Annotated in this window: 19 protein-coding genes; 16 read left to right on the top strand and 3 right to left on the bottom strand. The window is 67.8% G+C overall.

Annotated features, from left to right (window positions below; translation table 11 throughout):
* Positions 1–122: 122 nt before the first annotated feature.
* From argS to ACFOOQ_RS18010, 14 genes are all read left to right on the top strand, one after another.
* Complete coding sequence (gene argS / locus ACFOOQ_RS18075) at positions 123–1,874, top strand: arginine--tRNA ligase (RefSeq protein WP_379729011.1); 1,752 nt, start codon at positions 123–125, stop codon at positions 1,872–1,874.
* 3 nt (positions 1,875–1,877) lie between these two features.
* Positions 1,878–2,774: an SPOR domain-containing protein gene (locus ACFOOQ_RS18070; RefSeq protein ID WP_379729010.1), complete on the top strand. Its 897-nt coding sequence runs from the start codon at positions 1,878–1,880 to the stop codon at positions 2,772–2,774.
* Positions 2,761–3,828 carry a beta-N-acetylhexosaminidase gene (nagZ, locus tag ACFOOQ_RS18065; RefSeq protein WP_379729009.1) on the top strand — a complete coding sequence of 356 codons (1,068 nt, stop codon included), beginning with the start codon at positions 2,761–2,763 and terminating at the stop codon, positions 3,826–3,828. The genes ACFOOQ_RS18070 and nagZ overlap by 14 nt, the downstream gene beginning before the upstream one ends.
* Entirely contained in the window at positions 3,825–4,520 is a 696-nt protein-coding gene (locus tag ACFOOQ_RS18060) for a site-2 protease family protein (protein ID WP_379729008.1), read from the top strand. The genes nagZ and ACFOOQ_RS18060 overlap by 4 nt, the downstream gene beginning before the upstream one ends.
* 41 nt (positions 4,521–4,561) lie before the next feature.
* Entirely contained in the window at positions 4,562–5,467 is a 906-nt protein-coding gene (locus ACFOOQ_RS18055) for a segregation and condensation protein A (RefSeq protein WP_379729007.1), read from the top strand.
* A 3-nt stretch (positions 5,468–5,470) separates the two neighbouring features.
* Positions 5,471–6,541, top strand: coding sequence for an SMC-Scp complex subunit ScpB (gene scpB / locus ACFOOQ_RS18050; RefSeq protein ID WP_379729006.1), 1,071 nt, complete (start codon positions 5,471–5,473; stop codon positions 6,539–6,541).
* An 8-nt stretch (positions 6,542–6,549) separates the two neighbouring features.
* Entirely contained in the window at positions 6,550–7,599 is a 1,050-nt protein-coding gene (locus tag ACFOOQ_RS18045) for an ABC transporter ATP-binding protein (protein ID WP_379729005.1), read from the top strand.
* Between the two features lie 120 nt (positions 7,600–7,719).
* On the top strand, positions 7,720–7,965 hold the full coding sequence (locus ACFOOQ_RS18040; RefSeq protein WP_379729004.1) for a twin-arginine translocase TatA/TatE family subunit: 246 nt from the start codon (positions 7,720–7,722) through the stop codon (positions 7,963–7,965).
* 91 nt (positions 7,966–8,056) lie between these two features.
* On the top strand, positions 8,057–8,539 hold the full coding sequence (tatB, locus tag ACFOOQ_RS18035) for a Sec-independent protein translocase protein TatB (protein ID WP_379729003.1): 483 nt from the start codon (positions 8,057–8,059) through the stop codon (positions 8,537–8,539).
* Positions 8,536–9,414 (top strand): twin-arginine translocase subunit TatC, encoded by an 879-nt coding sequence (gene tatC, locus ACFOOQ_RS18030; protein WP_379729002.1) that lies wholly within the window; start codon positions 8,536–8,538, stop codon positions 9,412–9,414. The genes tatB and tatC overlap by 4 nt, the downstream gene beginning before the upstream one ends.
* Positions 9,415–9,426: 12 nt before the next feature.
* On the top strand, positions 9,427–10,713 hold the full coding sequence (serS, locus tag ACFOOQ_RS18025) for a serine--tRNA ligase (RefSeq protein WP_379729001.1): 1,287 nt from the start codon (positions 9,427–9,429) through the stop codon (positions 10,711–10,713).
* Entirely contained in the window at positions 10,713–11,468 is a 756-nt protein-coding gene (surE, locus tag ACFOOQ_RS18020) for a 5'/3'-nucleotidase SurE (protein WP_379729000.1), read from the top strand. Before serS ends, surE begins: the two co-directional genes overlap by 1 nt.
* Entirely contained in the window at positions 11,468–12,121 is a 654-nt protein-coding gene (locus ACFOOQ_RS18015) for a protein-L-isoaspartate(D-aspartate) O-methyltransferase (RefSeq protein WP_379729152.1), read from the top strand. Before surE ends, ACFOOQ_RS18015 begins: the two co-directional genes overlap by 1 nt.
* 164 nt (positions 12,122–12,285) lie before the next feature.
* Positions 12,286–13,506 carry a peptidoglycan DD-metalloendopeptidase family protein gene (locus ACFOOQ_RS18010; RefSeq protein WP_379728999.1) on the top strand — a complete coding sequence of 407 codons (1,221 nt, stop codon included), beginning with the start codon at positions 12,286–12,288 and terminating at the stop codon, positions 13,504–13,506.
* A 3-nt stretch (positions 13,507–13,509) separates the two neighbouring features.
* Here the strand turns inward: ACFOOQ_RS18010 and ACFOOQ_RS18005 are convergent, their stop codons facing one another.
* On the bottom strand, positions 13,510–14,427 hold the full coding sequence (locus tag ACFOOQ_RS18005; protein ID WP_379728998.1) for an ATP-binding protein: 918 nt from the start codon (positions 14,425–14,427) through the stop codon (positions 13,510–13,512).
* 94 nt (positions 14,428–14,521) lie between these two features.
* Here ACFOOQ_RS18005 and ACFOOQ_RS18000 point away from each other — a divergent pair, with 94 nt between their 5' ends.
* Positions 14,522–15,199, top strand: coding sequence for a 2OG-Fe(II) oxygenase (locus tag ACFOOQ_RS18000; protein WP_379728996.1), 678 nt, complete (start codon positions 14,522–14,524; stop codon positions 15,197–15,199).
* Between the two features lie 98 nt (positions 15,200–15,297).
* Positions 15,298–16,731, top strand: coding sequence for an NAD-dependent succinate-semialdehyde dehydrogenase (locus ACFOOQ_RS17995; protein ID WP_379728995.1), 1,434 nt, complete (start codon positions 15,298–15,300; stop codon positions 16,729–16,731).
* A gap of 52 nt (positions 16,732–16,783) precedes the next feature.
* Here the strand turns inward: ACFOOQ_RS17995 and chrA are convergent, their stop codons facing one another.
* Together chrA and ACFOOQ_RS17985 are read right to left on the bottom strand one after the other, a co-directional pair.
* Complete coding sequence (chrA, locus tag ACFOOQ_RS17990; protein WP_379728994.1) at positions 16,784–18,112, bottom strand: chromate efflux transporter; 1,329 nt, start codon at positions 18,110–18,112, stop codon at positions 16,784–16,786.
* Positions 18,113–18,125: 13 nt separating this feature from the next.
* Positions 18,126–18,926, bottom strand: coding sequence for a chromate resistance protein ChrB domain-containing protein (locus tag ACFOOQ_RS17985; protein WP_379728993.1), 801 nt, complete (start codon positions 18,924–18,926; stop codon positions 18,126–18,128).
* Positions 18,927–18,934: the final 8 nt, after the last annotated feature.

The raw sequence follows: 18,934 nt of genomic DNA, 5'->3' as shown, positions 1-18,934 counted from the left end.
AATTTAGGAAACATTGCGCGGAAGTCAATTTTGGCAGGGCGCGCGGGCGGTGCGTTGCGGCTGGGATGGCCAGTCGCTAGTGTCCGGCCCGATTCCAGGAAGATACGAAAAGCCTTTCCGAAATGAACGTTTTCACCGAATTCCGCCGCGCCGTGATGGCGGCCGTCCATACGCTTTCCGAGCAGGGGGTGCTGGCGGGCGAACTGCCGCTGTCGGCCATCGCCGTCGAGCCGCCGCGCGATCCGAGTCATGGCGACCTCGCCACCAATGTCGCCATGGTGCTGGGCAAACCGGCGAAAATGGCGCCGCGTGCGCTGGCCGAGGCGATCAAACCGCTGCTGGAAGCCCATCCGGCGGTCACCGCCGTCGAGATCGCCGGGCCGGGCTTCATCAACCTGCGCCTGAACCCGGAGCACTGGCAGGGCCAGATTGCCACGATCCTGAAGACCGGCGCCGCCTATGGCGACAGCGACCTGGGGCAGGGCCGGCCGGTCAATGTCGAATATGTCTCGGCCAACCCGACCGGCCCGATGCATGTCGGCCATTGCCGCGGCGCCGTGTTTGGCGATGCGCTGGCCGCCCTGCTGCAGAAGGCCGGCTTCCAGGTCTGCCGCGAATATTACATCAACGATGCCGGCGCCCAGGTCGACGTGCTGGCCCGTTCCGCGCATCTGCGCTACCGCGAGGCGCTCGGCGAGACCATCAGCATCCCGGAAGGGCTCTATCCCGGCGACTACCTGGTGCCGCTCGGCCAGGCGCTGGCCGCGCAATACGGCGACACATACAAGACCGCGCCCGAGGGCGAATGGCTGGCGCTGTTCCGCAAGGAAGCCACCGCGGCGATGATGGCGATGGTGCGCGACGACCTTGCCGCGCTGAACATCCACCATGCCGTCTTCACCTCGGAAAAGGCGCTGCATGACAGCGGCGCCGTGCAGGGTGCCTTCGACCGCCTCAAGCAGCGCGGCCTGATCTATACCGGCGTGCTGGAGCCACCCAAGGGCAAGCCGCCCGAGGATTACGAGGCGCGGCCGCAGGAGCTGTTCAAGGCCAGCGAATTCGGCGACGACACCGACCGGCCGCTGAAGAAATCGGACGGCTCGTGGACCTATTTCGGCGCCGACATCGCCTATCACGACGACAAGTACCGCCGCGGCTTCAGCCAGATGATCGACGTCTGGGGCGCCGACCACGGCGGCTACGTCAAGCGCATGAAGGCGGCCGTGAAGGCGCTGTCGAACGGCGAGGGCGAACTCGACGTCAAGCTGGTGCAGATGGTCAACCTGCTCGACGGTGGCCAGCCGGTGAAGATGTCCAAGCGGGCCGGCACCTTCGTCACCCTGCGTGACGTGGTGGACGAGGTCGGCCGGGACGTCGTGCGCTTCATCATGCTGACGCGCAAGAACGACGCCCAGCTCGACTTCGACTTCAAGAAGGTGACCGAACAGTCGAAGGACAATCCGGTCTTCTACGTCCAGTATGCCCATGCCCGCATCTGTTCGGTGCTGCGCAATGCGGCTGCCGAAGTGCCGGGTATCGACACCGAGGACGGTGCGCTGGCCCAGGCCGATCTCGGCCGGCTGTCGCATGACTCGGAACTGGCGCTGATCAAGCTGCTGGCAAGCTGGCCGCGGCTGGTCGACAGCGCCGCCGAGGCCCATGAACCGCACCGGGTGGCGTTTTATCTGCAGGAGGTCGCCGCGGCCTTCCACGGCCTGTGGAACGTCGGCCGCGACGATACCAGCGTGCGGTTTCTGATCCCCGAGGATCTGGCGCTGACGCGGGCGCGGCTGGCGCTGCTGCGCGCGGTGGCCGTCGTGATCGCGTCGGGCCTGTCGGTGATGGGCGTGACGCCCGTTGAAGAGATGAGGTGAGTGATGAGTGACCTGCGAACCGAACGCGGCGGGCGCCCGGTGCCCGGCGACGAGCAGCAGGGCGGCAGCCCGAAGCGGATGATCACGGCGGCAATCGCGCTCGGCGCGGTGGCGGCTTTCGGCATCGGCATCTGGTTCGCCTATGACCAGGGCGTCAAGCGCGGCTCGAGCGGCGCGCCGCCGCTGATCCGGGCCGACCAGGGCCCGACCAAGGTGGCGCCGGAGAATCCCGGCGGCATGCAGGTGCCGAACCAGGACAAGCAGATCTATGACCGCATCGGCGGCAATGTGCCGCCGGCCGGCGATGACGGCAAGACCGAACGCCTGCTGCCGCCGCCGGAGCGGCCGTCCGCCAGCGTTGCCACGGCTCCCGCCACGGGGCCGGCCGGCAGCGCGCCGTCGGTGACGGTGCCGATGCGTCCGGCGCCGAGCCCGGTTCCCAACCAGGCGCCGAATCAGGCGCAGGGCCAGCAGGGCCAGGCGGCGACCGGCATTCCGAACCAGACCAACGCGCCGAGCGCCATGCCGCTGTCGCAGGCCGAGAAGACGCAGGCCGAGAGGACTCCGGCGGCAAAGCCGGCCGAGAGCAAGCCGGCCGCCAAGCCCGCAGCCGAGGCACCGGCCAAGACCGCCTCGCTGGCGTCGCCGGGCGGCAGCGCGAAAGTGCAGCTCGCCTCGCTGAAGGACCAGGCCGACGCGCAGGCGACCTGGAACCGGCTGCAGAAGAAGTTCCCCGAACTGCTCAATGGCCTGACCCCGAGCTACGAGAAGGTGGAAATCCCCAACAAGGGCGCCTTCGTGCGCCTGCAGGTCGGGCCGCTGAAGGATCGCGCCGCGGCGCAGTCGCTGTGCCAGCAGCTCGCGGCCAAGAACCAGGGCTGCATCGTTGTCAGCAAGTAACGGCGCGGCTGCCACCGACTGGGGCGGCTTCGCCCCGGTCGTGGTCGGCTGTGCCGGCCTGCAGCTGACGCCCGAGGAGCGCGTGCTGTTCGGCGTGCGCCGGCCGCTCGGCCTGATCCTGTTCGCCCGCAATGTCGACAGCCCGGCGCAGGTAAAGGCGCTGATCGCCGATTTCCGCGGCGTGGTCGGCAACGAGCTGGCGCCGGTGCTGATCGATCAGGAAGGCGGCCGGGTCGCCCGGCTGAAGCCGCCGCACTGGCCGAAATTTCCCGCCGGCGAGGTCTTCGGCCGGCTGTGGGCGCAGGACCGTGCCGCCGGCGAGGAACTGGCCTACCTGAATTACCGCTGGATCGGCGCCGAACTGGCCGCGCTCGGCATCGATGTCGACTGCGCGCCGGTCGCCGACCTGCCGGTGCCCGGCGCTCATGACGTGATCGGCGACCGCGCCTATGGCCGCGATCCCGCCACGGTGACCGCCATCGGCGGCGCGGTGATGCGCGGCCTTGCCGATGCCGGCGTGCTGCCCGTCATCAAGCATATTCCCGGCCATGGCCGCTCGCATGTCGACAGCCATCTTGACCTTCCGGTGGTCGATACCGATCTGGCAGAGATGGCCCACAGCGATTTCCGGCCCTTCGTCGCCCTGCGCGACGCGCCCTACGGCACGCCGTGCTGGGCAATGACCGCGCATATCGTCTACAGCGCCATCGATGCCGGGCATCCGGCCACCATGTCGCCCCTGGTGATCGGCGATATCATCCGCCGCCGCATCGGTTTCGACGGCGTGCTGATCAGCGACGACCTCAACATGAAGGCCCTGAAGGGCCGGCCGGCCGAAACCGGGCCAGCGGCGCTGGCGGCCGGCTGCGACCTGGCGCTGCATTGCTCGGGCGACCTGGCCGAGATGCAGGCGCTGTTCACCGCCCTGCCGGCCATGGGCCCGGACGCCGCCCGGCGGATCGGCGCCGCCCGCGCCAGCCTGCCGGCAACGCAGGCCTTCGGGGCGGCGGAGGCCGCGCGGCACCGCAGCCTGCTGGAACAGGCGGGGGCATGAGCCAGCACCTCCTCGCCACCCTGTTCGACATCTCGACCTGGATCCTGCCGGCCCTGCTGGCGATCACCCTGCACGAGGCCGCCCATGGCTGGGTCGCCTGGAAACTCGGCGACGACACCGCCCTGCGCGCCGGCCGGGTCAGCTTCAACCCGCTGCGCCATGTCGACCGTATGGGGACGATCATCATCCCCGGCATGCTGCTGCTGCTGCGGGCGCCGTTCCTGTTCGGCTGGGCCAAGCCGGTGCCGGTCAATTTCGCCAACCTGCCGCGACCGCGCCGCGACATGGCCATCGTGGCGGCCGCCGGACCCGCGGTGAACCTGCTGCAGGCCTATATCGCCATGCTGGCCTTCAACCTGCTGCCGCTGTTCGGTGGACTGGCTGACGACTGGCTGGCCATGAATTTCGATAAAGCCATAGCAATCAACCTTGTATTGTGTGTTTTTAACCTGATTCCGCTGCCGCCGCTGGATGGCGGCCGGGTCGCGGTCGGACTGCTGCCCCTGCCGCTGGCGCGCCCCTTGGCCCGTCTGGAACCCTATGGCATGGTCATCCTGCTGATTCTCCTGCTGGCCGTGCCCCTGGCGGCACGGGAATTCGGCACCAACTGGAACCCGCTGTTCGACGTGATCTCGCCGATCATCGACGGCCTGCGGGACTTCCTGCTTGTATTGGCCGGACTGAGCGATTAACACGCTGGTCCGATTTAGGTGTCCGAACTGGAATTTAGGCCGTGAGCGATAGCGCTGACCCATCTGATACCGCGCCGGCCGACGCTGCCGGAGGCCCCGTCACGGGCAGCCCGGCCGAGCCCTTCGAGCCGGCCCATCGCGATGGGCTGCCGGACGGCGAGGGGAACGCCATCCGGGTCGGCGAACAGCTCGTGCTCAACCTCGATGTCTTCGAGGGCCCGCTCGACGTCCTGCTGAACCTCGCCCGCGAGCAGAAGGTCGACCTGCGCAAGATCTCGATCCTGGCGCTGGCCGAGCAGTACCTCGTGTTCATTGCCGAACTGCGCAAGGTGCGCATCGAGGTCGCCGCCGACTACCTGGTCATGGCGGCCTGGCTGGCCTATCTGAAATCCCGTCTGCTGCTGCCCGAGCCGGAGAAGGAGGGCGAGCCCACCGGCGCCGAGATGGCTGCCCGGCTTGCCCTGCAGCTGCAGCGGCTGGAGGCCATGCGCAATGCCGCCGACCAGCTGCTGAAACGCGACCAGGTCGGTCTGGCCATGTTCCTGCGCGGCCAGCCGGAAGGCGTCCGCATCATCCGCAAGTCGGTCTACAATTCCACGCTTTACGAGCTGCTGAAGGCCTATGCGGAATTCCGCGCCAGCAAGGGTTCGAGCGAGGCGCTGACCATGCGGATGGCGCGCCGCCGCATCGTGTCGGTCGAGGAGGCGCTGGCCCGGCTGCGCAACATGATCGGGCAGATCCCCGACTGGGCGACCCTGCAGAGCTTCCTGCCGCCCGACATGGACGACCCGTTCACCATGCGCTCGGCGATCGCGTCGACCTTCAATGCCAGCCTGGAAATGGCCAAGCAGGGCCTGATCGATCTGAAACAGGTGCAGAGTTTCGGCCCCATTTACATCCGCCGGCACAGCAATGCGCAGCCGGCGACGACCAATCCGGAAGAATAAGCAATGTCGAACGACGCTGTACCGGCCGAGGAGCGGCTGGAAGACGAAACCGAAATGACCGTGGCGGCAGCCGAAGTGGCGTCCGAACAGGACAATGCTGCGCCGGATTTTGCCGATGACAATGCGGATGACGAGTCCGTCGACGCCGCCGATGAATCCGGCGAGGACGATGCCGAAGCCGCTTTTGCCGGTGCCATCCGCATGGCCGAGGCCCTGCTGTTCGCTGCCGCCGAGCCGCTCGACGAGGCGACCTTGCGCAAGCGCCTGCCGCCCAAGACACGGGTGCCGGCCGTGCTGGCGGCGCTGGAGGATATGTACCGCGGCCGCGGCGTGATCCTGAAAAAGGTTGCCGGCCGCTGGGCCTTCATGACCGCGCCGGATATGCAGCATCTGCTGGAAGAGCATCGCCAGGTGCAGCGCAAGCTGTCGCGTGCCGCCATCGAGACGCTGGCGATCATCGCCTATCACCAGCCGGTGACCCGCGCCGAGATCGAGGACATCCGCGGTGTCGGCCTCAGCCGCGGCACGCTGGACGTGCTGATGGAAGCCGACTGGATCAAGGTGCGCGGCCGTCGCCGGGTGCCGGGCCGTCCGGTCACCTGGGGCACCACCGACGAATTCCTGGTGCATTTCGGCCTCGAAAGCGCCGACGCCCTGCCGGGCATCGAGGAACTGCGCGCGGCCGGCCTGCTCGAGGCGCTGCCGGCCTCCGGTGGCATCCCGATGCCGGGCGAGGCGCTGGACACCGCGCCGGAAGACCCGCTGGGCGAGGATGACGACGGCCGCGAATTCCTTGAACCGCTGATCGTCGAGGCGGAAGAGAAGGCCGAAGCCGAAACCGCCGAAGACAATGCTGCCCCGCAGGACGACGACGCCTCCGACGAGGATGGCGATGACGACGATGCGGATGACGATGATGATGACTCGGACGATGATGATGACGAGTCCGACGACAACGACGATGAAGACGACGACGATTACGACGAAGACGATGATGAGGACGAGGACTCGGATGATGACGAGGATGAGTCCGATGAAGACGAGGACGGCCACGGGCCGCGCAACGGTGGCTGACCGCCGCCATGGCTGACGGTCCGGCTGCGGCGACCGGCGGCCTCGATCTCGTCGGGGTCAGCCACGATTACGGCAGCCGCCGCGCCGTCGACGACATCAGTTTCAGCGTCGCGCCGGGCGAGATCCTCGGCCTGCTCGGGCCATCCGGCTGCGGCAAATCGACCACCTTGCGCATCGCCGCCGGCCTGGAAGACCTGCAGCGCGGCGAGGTTCGCATCGGTGGCAGGATCGTCGCCGGCGCCCGCGTCAATATTCCCACCGAACGGCGCCACGTCGGCATGGTCTTCCAGGACCATGCGCTGTTCCCGCATCTCAGCGTGGCCGCCAACATCGCCTTCGGGCTGAGCCATCTGCCGGCCGCCGGCCAGCGCGACCGCGCCGCTTTCTGGGCCGGCCGGCTTGGCCTCGGCGGCCATCTGGACGCTTATCCGCATCAGCTCTCCGGCGGCGAACAGCAGCGGGTCGCGCTGGCCCGGGCACTGGCGCCGGAACCGCGGGTGATGCTGCTGGACGAACCGTTCTCCAGTCTCGACAGCCGCCTGCGCGACCAGATCCGCGACGAGACCGTCGTCGTGCTCAAGCAGGCCGGCACCGCCACCCTGCTGGTGACCCATGACCCGGACGAGGCCATGCGCATGGGCGACCGCATCGCCATCATGCAGGCCGGCCGCATCGAGCAGCTCGATACCCCGGCCCGGGTCTATGCCCGGCCGGGCACGCCCTTTGCCGCGCGATTCTTAAGCGAGACCAACGAAATCCGCGGCCGGATTGCCGCCGGCCGGCTGGACACCCCGTTCGGCGCCGTCGCGGCGGCCGGGATCGCCGAGGGCAGCCCGGCGGTGCTGATGTTCCGCCCCGAGGCGCTGCAGGAAAATGCCGGCGGCCTGGCCCTGACGGTGGAGCGCGCCCTGGCCCTTGGGCCCTATCGCCGGCTCGATCTCGCCGGGGCCGGACTGCGGCTGGCGGCACGGCTGCCGCCGGGTCCGCTGCCGGCCGCCGGGACGACCCTGAATTTCGGGCTTAACCGCGAATACTGTTTCGTTTTTCCGGTCGCCTGAGCAGGCCGGAAGATTTCCCCGGAAGATTGCCTTGGCCGCGCTATCTCTGTCATAGTGCGCACTGACTTCGGCAGGTCCCGCGGCAGGCGGATCTGCCCCTGGGTTTGAGGAGACAAGGGTATGGGTTCGTTTAGCATTTGGCACTGGATCATCGTTCTCGTGATCGTGCTGCTGTTGTTCGGTCGCGGCAAGATTCCGAGCCTGATGGGCGACGTCGCTGCCGGCATCAAGAGCTTCCGCAAGGGCATGAAGGAAGAGCCGGGTGCCGAGACCAAGCCCGAGCCGCCGGTGATCAACCAGCAGGGCCAGCCGACCGGGGGCAGCGCCAATGCCGGCACCCCGGCCGACAAGTCCGCGCATAACTGACGCGCCGCCTGCGGTTTCCCCCGGGGCGATGCCCCAATCTGGCGCCGGGTTCCCCCGGCGCCGCTTCCTTTTGACAAGCGGGTAGGCGGCGATGTTCGACATTGCCTGGTCAGAACTCGGAGTGGTCGCGGTGGTGGCGCTGGTCGTCATCGGCCCGAAGGACCTGCCCAAGGTGCTGCGCACCATGGGCCAGTGGACCTCCAAGGCGCGCTCGATGGCCCGGGAATTCCAGAGCGGCCTCGACGACATGGTGCGCGAGGCCGAACTCGACGACCTGCGCAAGGCGGCCAAGCAGGTGACCGACTTCTCGATCGAGAACGAGATCAAGAAGGCCGTCGATCCCGACGGCAGCATGGCGGAAGACTTCAAAAAGACCGAAGCCGAGATGAATGCCATGCTGACCGACGCCGAGCAGCCGGGCGGTTTCCAGCCGCCGGCGGTCGAGGCGCCCGCCGCAGAGATACCCGGCGCGGAGACGCCTGCCGCTGAGCCCGTAGCAACGCCGGTGGCAGAGCCGGCCGTTCAGCCTGCCGCCGCGCCCGTGCCGGACAACCAGGACGGAAAGACGCCGTGACCGACCAGACGCCCGGGGATGAAGTCGAAGCCTCGCGCATGCCGCTGATGGAGCATCTGCTCGAACTGCGCACCCGTCTCATCTATTCCATCGCCGCCATCCTGGTGGCCTTTTTCATCTGCTATTACTTCTCGGCGCATATCTACGAGATCCTGATGCACCCGCTGGTGCTGGCGATCGGCACCGAGGGCCGGCGCATGATCTTCACGGCGCCGCAGGAAGCCTTTTTCACCTATGTGCAGCTGTCGCTGTGGGCGGCGCTGCTGCTGAGCTTCCCGATCGTTGCCAGCCAGATCTGGATGTTCGTCGCGCCGGGCCTGTACAAGCACGAGCGCCACGCCTTCATGCCGTTCCTGATCGCGACGCCGATCATGTTCACCCTCGGCTCGTGTTTCGTCTATTTCGTCATCATGCCGATGATGCTGCGTTTTTTCAGCGGCTTCGAGGCGCCGGGCGGACCCGACAGCATCCCGATCCAGATGGAAACCCGGGTCAGCGAATACCTGTCGCTGGTGATGACTTTGATCTTCGCTTTCGGCATCGCCTTCGAGCTGCCGGTGCTGCTGACCCTGCTCGGCCGGGTCGGCATCGTCACCTCCAAGAGCCTCGGTTCGATGCGCAAATACGCCATCGTCGGCATCTTCATCTTCGCCGCGGTGGTGACGCCGCCGGATGTGGTCAGCCAGGTTTCGCTCGCCGTGCCGTTGCTGCTGCTCTACGAAATCTCGATCTTCCTGGTGAAGATGATGGAACGCGACCGGACCAAGCGCGAGGCGGCGGAAACCGCGGCCCGCGATGCCGAGAACGGCGACAGCGCAGACAGTACCGGCAGCACCAGCGGACAGGATGGGGCCGGGCCCTCATCGCAGTCGTGACGGAAGACCGCCATGCATGACATCAAAGCGATCCGGGACAATCCGGAAGCCTTCGACCGGGCCATTGCGCGGCGCGGCGTCGCGCCGCAGGCGCAGGCGCTGATCGACCTCGACAAGACGCGCCGTGCCGCCCAGACCGAATTCGACGAACTGCAGGGCCGCCGCAACAGCCTGTCCAGGGAGATCGGCGTCGCCAAGGGCAGGAAGGACGAGGCGAGGGCCGCCGAACTGATGGCCGAGGTGGCGACCTTGAAGGACCGGCTGGCGGCGCTGGAGGCCGAGCAGAAGGAGGCCGAGGCGGCGCTGACCGACGCGCTGTCGCGCATCCCGAACCTGCCGGCCGACGAGGTGCCGGACGGGCTGGACGAGAGCTTCAATGTCGAGCAGCGCCAGCATGGCGCGCCGAAGACTTACAGCTTCAAGCCGAAAGAGCATTTCGATATCGGCGAGGGGCTCGGCTACATGGATTTCGCCGCCGGCGTCAAGCTGGCCGGCGCACGCTTCACCGTGGTCAAGAGCCAGCTCGCCCGGCTCAGTCGCGCGCTCGGGCAGTTCATGCTCGACCTGCATACCACCGAGTTCGGCTATACCGAGATGCAGCCGCCCTTGCTGGTCAACGACGCCACCGCCTATGGCACTGGCCAGCTGCCGAAATTCGGCGAGGACCTGTTCCGCACCACGGCGGGCTACTGGCTGATCCCAACGGCGGAAGTGCCGCTGACCAACCTGGCGCGCGACCTGATCATCGACGAGGCCGAGCTGCCGTGGCGGATGACCGCGTTGACGCCGTGTTTCCGCTCCGAAGCCGGCGCCGCCGGCCGCGATACCCGCGGCATGATCCGCCAGCACCAGTTCGACAAGGTCGAGCTGGTCAGCATCGTCACCGCCGACAAGTCGGTCGAAGAGCACGAGCGGATGACGGAAGCCTCCGAGACCGTGCTGAAACGGCTCGGCCTGCCGTTCCGCACCATGCTGCTCTGTGCCGGCGACATGGGCGGCGCGGCACGCAAGACCTATGACCTCGAAGTCTGGCTGCCGGGCCAGAACCAGTATCGCGAGATTTCCTCCTGCTCGAACTGCTGGGACTGGCAGGCGCGCCGCATGAATGCGCGCAGCCGCGCCGCCGGCGAGAAGCAGACCCGCTTCGTGCATACGCTCAACGGCTCCGGCGTCGCCGTCGGCCGCGCCCTGATCGCGGTGATGGAGAATTACCAGAACGAGGACGGCAGCATCGCGGTGCCGGATGCCCTGGCGCCCTACATGGGCGGCCTGAAGACAATCGAGAAGGTATCAAAGTAATGCGCATCCTGGTCTCCAACGACGACGGCATCCACGCGCCGGGCCTGAAGGTCCTGGAGAAGGTGGCGAAGTCGCTGTCGAAGGATGTCTGGGTTGTGGCGCCCGAATTCGAGCAGTCCGGTGCCTCGCATTCGCTGACGCTGACACTGCCGCTGCGGCTGCGCAAGATCAACGCCCGCCGATACGCCGTGCGCGGCACGCCGACTGATTGCGTGATGCTGGCGATGCACGAATTGTTCAAGGACAAGAAGCCCGACCTGCTGCTGTCCGGCATCAACCGTGGCGGCAACCTCGGCGAGGATGTCACCTATTCGGGCACCGTGGCGGTGGCCATGGAAGGTGCGCTGCTCGGCGTGCCCTCGATTGCGCTCAGCCAGGTCTTCACCCATGGCCATGCCGTCAAGTGGAAGACAGCCGAGACCCATGCGCCGAAGGTGATCCGCAAGCTGCTCAAGACCGGCTGGTCGGCCAGCACGCTGATCAACGTCAATTTCCCCGATGTCGCCGCCGATGCGGTCACCGGCATCGAGGTGGTGAAGCAGGGCAAGCGCGACCTGACCGACCTGCTGCTGGATGCCCGCGTCGATGCGCGCGGCGTGCCGTATTACTGGATCGGCTTCCGCCGCCAGAAGAACAAGGCGAAGCGGCAGACCGACCTCGGCGCCACCGACAACGGCGCCATTTCGGTGACGCCGCTGCAGCTCGACCTGACCCATGATGCCGGTATCCGGGCGCTGAAATCGGCGCTCACCTGATCGCCGTGGACACCCGTGTCATCCAGCTGATCATGGAACTGCGGCGCCAGGGTATTGCCGATACCCGGGTGCTGGCGGCCATCGAACGGGTGCCGCGCGAGCAGTTCGTCGCCGACCAGTTCCTCAAGCATGCCTATGACAACATCGCCCTGCCGATCACCCAGGGCCAGACCATCAGCCAGCCCTATGTGGTCGCCTATATGACCGAGGCCTTGCAGGTCGGTGACCGCATGAAGGTGCTGGAGATCGGCACCGGCTCGGGTTACCAGACGGCGATCCTGTCGCGGCTGTGCCGCCGGGTCTACAGCATCGAACGCTACCGCTCGCTGCTGCAGACCGCCGAGAAGCGCTTCGCCGCCCTCGACCTGACCAACATCACCTGCATGCTGGGCGACGGCAACAAGGGCTGGCCCGAGCAGGCGCCGTTCGACCGCATCCTGGTGACCGCCGCGGCCGACCGGCGGCCCGACCGCCTGCTGGAGCAGCTGTCGCCCGATGGCGGCATCATGGTGGCACCGGTGGCCGTCACCACCACCGAGCAGGATGTGATCCGCTATACCCGGCAGGGCACCGAGATCACCGAGGAACGCCTGCTGCCGGTGCGCTTCGTGCCGCTGCTGCCCGGCATCGCCCGCGAGGCGGCGACCTCCTGACGAAGGTGTCCGGGGCCTGCGACCTGCCGTCGGATTGTGGCTGGCGGCAAAGCAGCCTAGACTCGCCGCCCATGCGCCGGATTCGCCCGATACAGTCGTTTCTGGGGTGTCCGTCCCGGTGCGCCCGGCGCGGCACCTGGCACGGCGCCCGGCCGCTTCTTGCATTGCTGGCCCTGCTGACGGTCGCCGCCTGCGGCACCCAGCCGCCGGCCCCGGTCGAGTTCGGGCACAGTCTCAACGTCCCCCGCGCCGTCGAACCGGGCCCCAATCCCGCCGCCAGCCAGATCGCCGTGGCGCCGGGCACCACGCCGGAAGCGGTGACGGTGCAGGCAGGCGATACCGTCTATGCGCTGTCGCGGCGTTATCACCGGCCGGTGCGCGCGATCATCGACGACAACAACCTGCAGCCGCCCTACCAGCTGCAGCCCGGCCAGCGCATCGAGATGCCGGGCGGGCAGTTCCATACCGTGCAGCGCGGCGACACGCTCTACAGCATCTCGCGCGCCTATGGCGTCGATCTCTACAGCATCGCACGGACCAACGACCTCGCGCCGCCCTATGCCATCGCGGTGGGCCAGCAACTGCGGATCTCCGCGCCGGGTGGTTCTGCCATCGCCTCGGCACCCCATGACGCGGCCCCGGCGACCGGCCCGGCGGCAACCGGTACGGTGGGCAGCCTCGGCAATGGCGGGGTACAGGTCGAAGCCCTGCCGCCACCGGGCGGTACTGCCGCCACACCGCCAGCCGTCACGCCGTCAGTCGCTGCGCCGCCCGGGCCCAAGACACCGGCCGCGCCCGGCGTGCTGATGCCACCACCACCGGGCGGCACGGCCGCGGCAAAAGCGCCGGAACCGCCGGCCGCCGAAGCGAAACCGGAGGGGCAGGCCGCGACCGCTGAACCGGCGCCGGAAGACAAACCGGTGATCCCCGAGGAAAAGCCGACGCCACCGGCCGCGCAGCAGCCGGCCGAGACGCAGCAGGCCGCCGTGGTGCCGCCGCGCTCGGGCCGCACGTTTTCATGGCCGGTGCGCGGCCGCATCATCTCGAGCTTCGGCCCCAAGGCCGACGGCCTGCACAACGACGGCATCAATATCGCCGCCCGCGCCGGCGCGCCGGTGACCGCCGCGGAGAACGGCGTCGTCGTCTATGCCGGCAACGAACTGCGCGGGTTCGGCAACCTGCTGCTGGTGCGCCATGCCGGCGGCTGGATCACCGCCTATGCCCATCTCGACAGGATGCTGGTCAAGAAGGGCCAGCAGGTGGCGCGCGGGCAGGCGATCGGCACGGTCGGCAGCAGCGGCGGGGTCAGTTCGCCGCAGCTGCATTTCGAGATCCGCCAGGGCACCCAGGCGGTCGATCCGGCCAAGTTCCTGGCGGTGACCTGAGCGTTATTTCGCCTTGAGCGGCGTGCCGAGCCGGCCGGCGAGGTCCTGGATGAACTGCCAGGCGACGCGGCCGGAGCGGGCGCCGCGGGTCATCGACCATTCCACTGCCTCGGCGCGCAGCTGCTTCTGGTCGATCTTCAGGCCATAGGCGGCGCAATAGCCATCGAGCATGGCGAAGAAATCCTCCTGGCTGCAGGAATGGAAACCGAGCCAGAGGCCGAAGCGGTCGGACAGCGAGACTTTCTCTTCCACCGCCTCGTGCGGATTGATCGCGGTCGAACGCTCGTTTTCCATCATGTCACGCGGCAGCAGGTGACGGCGGTTCGACGTAGCATAGAGGATCACGTTGTCCGGCCGGCCCTCGATGCCGCCGTCGAGCACCGCCTTCAGCGACTTGTAATGCTGGTCCTCGGCATCGAAGGAGAGATCGTCGCAGAACAGCACCCAGCGTCGCTGCGACGCGCGCAGCAGCTTGAGCAGCTGCGGCAGCGACGGGATGTCCTCGCGGTGGATCTCGACCAGCGCCAGGGCATGCGCCTTCTTGACATTGATGGCGCCGATCACCGCCTTGACCAGCGACGATTTGCCCATGCCGCGGGCGCCCCACAACAGGGCGTTGTTGGCCGGCAGGCCCTTCGCGAAACGGCGGGTGTTGTCGAGCAGGATGTCACGCACGCGCTCGACGCCCTGCAGCAGGTCGATGGTCACGGCATTGATGCGCGGCACGGCTTCCAGCCAGCCCGGCGCCGGCTCGGCATGCCAGACGAAGGCATCGGCGGCCATCTCGTCCCAGTCCGGCGCGCGTGGCGGCGCCAGACGCTCCAGCGCGTCGGCGATGCGCTGCAGCAGATCGGCGCTGTCGGCCGGCGTGACGGCGGGAGCGGGACGGACGGCGGTTTTCGGCTTCGGACGCGGCGGCATGGGGTAGCTTTCCGGTGTTTCCAGCAATCTTTTGAGGAAGATCAATACCCGTCCGGGCCGGCAGGGTAAAGCAGCGGGGACAGGAGGTCCCACCATGTTCGGCGCAGACTTGCACGGCCCCGGCCATATCCGCCGCCATTTCCTCGCCCGCCTGCGGGCGGCCAGCGAGGTTCGGCAGCCTTTCCGCCACTGGCTGCTGCAGACAGCCCTGCCGCTGGAAACGGCGGCGGCCATCGTCGACCTGCCGCTGCGTCCGGTCGAAATCGGCGATACCGGCGGCAAGCGCGACAACCACAATGACAGCCGGGTGTTCTTCGCCGGCAGCCTGCTCGGGGAGCATGCGGTCTGCCGTGAGGTGGCGGCCTGCTTCCAGCATCCGGAAACGATTGCCGCACTGCAAAAGACGACCGGGGCCGCGCTGGAGGGCAGCAGCCTGCGCATCGAGTATTGCCAGGATCGCGGCGGTTTCTGGCTGGAGCCGCATACCGACATCGGCGCCAAATGCTTCACCATGCTGGTCTACCTGTCGACCGCGCCGGGCGCCGCGCAATGGGGCACCGACATCTACGACGCCGCGCGGCATCATGCCGGCCGGGCACCGGCCGGTTTCGACCAGGGACTGATTTTCGTGCCGGCCAGCGATACCTGGCACGGCTTCGAGCCGCGGCGGATCGATGGCGTGCGGCGCTCGATCATCGTCAACTATGTGGTGCCGGAATGGCGCGCGCGGCATGAACTGGCGGTGCCGGACCAGCCGGTGATGGCGGCCTGAAGCAGACCTGCAAATCCCGCTCAATGCCTAGCCGGGACCCGGGCTTTCCGTCATAATCCCGGGCCTGATTTTTGTCTCCGGATGCGTGAGGAGGAAACATGTACCCCGAAGTCTCCCTGTACATTGACGGCGCCTGGACCAAGGGCGCGAATGGCAAATTCCTGCCGGTGCTGAACCCCGCCACCGGCGAGGAAATCGGCAAGGTCGCCCATGCCGAGAAGGCCGACCTCGATCGTGCGCTGGCCGCTGCCGACAAGGGCTTCAAGGCCTGGAAGAAGGTCTCGCCCTACGACCGCTACAAGGTGCTGCGCAAGGCCGCCGACATCATCCGTGGCCGCGCCGACGAGATCGGCAAGATCATGTCGATGGAGCAGGGCAAGCCGTTCATCGAGGCCAAGGGCGAGACCCTGCTGGCCGGCGACATCATGGACTGGTTCGCCGAGGAGGCCCGCCGCACCTATGGCCGCATCGTGCCGCCGCGCGCCGAGGGCGTCTACCAGCTGGTCGTCAAGGAGCCGGTCGGCCCGGTCGCCGCGTTTACGCCGTGGAATTTCCCGATCAACCAGGCGGTGCGCAAATGCTCGGCCGCGCTGGCGGCCGGCTGCTCGATCATCCTGAAGGGCCCGGAAGAGACCCCGGCCAGCTGTGCCGCCCTGGTGCAGGCCTATGTCGATGCCGGCGTGCCGGCCGGTGCGATCCAGCTGGTCTACGGCATCCCGTCGGAGATCTCGGAATACCTGATCCCGCATCCGGTGATCCGCAAGATCACCTTTACCGGCTCGACCCCGGTGGGCAAGCATCTCGCCATGCTGGCCGGCCAGCACATGAAGCGCATCACCATGGAACTCGGCGGCCATGCCCCGGCCATCGTGTTCGACGATGCCGATGTGGATGTCGCCGTGAAGGTGCTGTCGGCCAACAAGTTCCGCAACGCCGGCCAGGTCTGCGTGTCGCCGACCCGTTTCCTGGTGCATGAATCGGTCTACGGCAAGTTCGTCGACGGCTTCACGGCTTTCGCCAAGTCGCTGAAAGTCGGCGATGGCCTCGACAAGGATACCCGCATGGGTCCGCTGGCCAACGATCGCCGCGTGCAGGCGATGGAGATGTTCGTCGCCGATGCGGTGTCCAAGGGCGCCAAGATCGAGACCGGCGGCAAGCGGATCGGCAACAAGGGCAACTTCTTCGAGCCCACCGTGCTGACCGGCATCAACACCGACATGCGCATCATGAACGAGGAGCCGTTCGGCCCGCTGGCGCCGATCGTGCCGTTCTCGAGCTTCGATGCGGTGGTGGAAGAGGCCAACCGGCTGCCCTTCGGCCTCGCGGCCTACGCCTATACCAAATCGGCCAAGACGGCGGCCGCCATCGGCGCCGCCTTCGAGAGCGGCATGGTGTCGATCAACCACCACGGCCTTGCCCTGCCGGAAGTCCCCTTCGGCGGCATCAAGGATTCGGGCTACGGCTCGGAAGGCGGCTCGGAAGCCATCGAATCCTACCTAAATACCAAGTTCATCACCCAGGTCGGCCTCTGAGCCACCTGACGACGATGATGCGAAAGGGGGCTGCCATAGCCCCCTTTCTTTTTTATGCGGCAAGCCGGATGACGATGCCGGCAACAGCCGCGCCACCGAGCAGCCAGCCGAGCCCGAGGTGGAAGCGGAACACGGCAACGAGTGCCACCGCCGCCAGCAGTGCCATCGCCGGATCGAGGCTGGACAGCACCGGCAGGTCCCAGTGCAGCGGGCCGAACGAGAGCGGCTGCATCTGCCGGAACAGCACATGCAGGGCGAACCAGACCGCAAGGTTGAGGATCACGCCGACCACGGCGGCGGTGATCGCCGCCAGTGCGTGGGCGAAGGCGCGCACATGGCGGGCGCGTTCCACATAGGGCGCGCCGAGGAAGATCCACAGGAAGCAGGGCACGAAGGTTACCCAGGTGGCGAGCAGGCCGCCGGCCAGGCCACCGAGCAGCGGCGAGGCGAAGCCGCCATGCTCGAAGCCGGCCACGAAGCCGACGAAGGTGAGCACCAGGATCAGCGGCCCCGGCGTCGTCTCGGCGAGGCCAAGGCCGTGCAGCATCTGGTCGGGTGACAGCCAGCCATAGATGGTGACCGCCTGCTGCGCGACATAGGCCAGCACCGCATAGGCGCCGCCGAAGGTGACCACCGCCATCTCGCTGAAGAACACACCGATCCGGCTGTAGACATGCGCGTCGCCGAGCGTGACCAGCAGCGCGATCACCGGCGCGAACCACAGCAGGCCGAACAGGCCGAGCAGCAGCAGGCTGCGCCGCGCGCTGGGCGGCACCGACGGCAGCACGTCGCGGTCGTCTTTGACGGCCGCTGCGGCGATCCAGTCGGGACGGCGGCGGCCGACCATGGCGCCGACCAGGCCGGCACCCAGGACGATCAAGGGAAACGGCAGCTGCAGGCCGTAGATGGCGGCAAAGGCTGCGCCGCCGAGCGCCAGCAGGAACCGCGTCTTGATGGCCCGCTTCGCGATGCGCTGCACGGCCTCGATGACAATGGCCAGCACGGCGGCCTGCAGGCCGAAGAACACGCCCTCGACCGCCGGTACTTCGCGCCACAGCATGTAGACCGCACTGAGGCCGAGGATGACGCAGAGCCCGGGCAGGATGAACAGCAGGCCGGCGGCGACACCGCCCTTCGCCCGGTGCAGCAGCCAGCCGACATAGGTGGCCAGCTGCTGCGCCTCGGGCCCCGGCAGCAGCATGCAGAAGTTCAGTGCATGCAGGAACTGCGGCTCGCTGATCCACTTTTTCTCGTCGACCAGCATGCGGTGCATCATGGCGATCTGGCCGGCCGGGCCGCCGAAACTGAGCAGGCCGATCTTCGCCCAGACATGCAGTGCCTCGCGGAAGCCGGGGCGGGACGGCGGTGTCGTGTCAGTCATGTCTGTCCATCCGTCAGGCGGCCGGCGGCCAGCCATGGGTTTCTGCCCGGGCGCTCGCGCACCACGCATACAAGGCATCGTAGATCGCCATGCCCTGTGTCAACATCCTGTCATCGTCCGGCAACATCACCGACAGGCCGAGCGACAGTGCCTTCAGCCCGGCGGCCTCCGCGGCGAGATCGGGCCGCCCGGTATCGGCGCCGCGCACCACCCGGGCCAGCGCCGCCAGCGCCGGATCGTCGCCGAGGCCGTGGCGGGTGATGAAGGTATCGAAGCTGCACAGCTCGCCGTCATGGCTGTAGTCCGCGCCGGGGATGTCGTAGGGCGTCGCCTGCCAGTCCGCCGCCCGGTCAAAGACCTCGTTGGCCGGCACATAGAAGAACCGCGCATCCGGATCGACAAAGCGCCGCACCAGCCAGGGGCAGGCGATGCGGTCGATCTTCGGCCGCTCGCGGGTGATCCAGCGGCCGGCCTCGGCGGGCGGCTTGGCCTGCAGCGGGCCTCCGGCTTCCTGCCAGACCTCAATGCCGCCGGCGAGATAGCGCGCGTCGATACCTCGCTGCCGCAGGGCAGCACAGGCCTGCTGGCTGACCTCGTGGCCATGCACGCAACAGACGACGACTGAAACGCCAGCCGGAATCTCCTGCGCCCAGACGGCAAGCCGGTCAGGCCGGCGGCGGCGGGCGCCACGGATCACCCCGGCGGCCGTGGCATAGGTTTCCTCGCGGCGGACATCGACGAGATAGGGAAAGCGCCCGGCGGCAATCTCGCCGGCCAGCGCATTGACGGTGATGAAGGGAAGGGTGGCATCCATTGGCTACC

Origin of the sequence: Ferrovibrio xuzhouensis (assembly GCF_042648965.1) — a bacterium.
Lineage (GTDB): Bacteria > Pseudomonadota > Alphaproteobacteria > Ferrovibrionales > Ferrovibrionaceae > Ferrovibrio > Ferrovibrio xuzhouensis.
The sequence above is the reverse complement of the archived record's forward strand: the minus strand, read 5'-3'. Positions and strand labels throughout refer to the sequence as shown.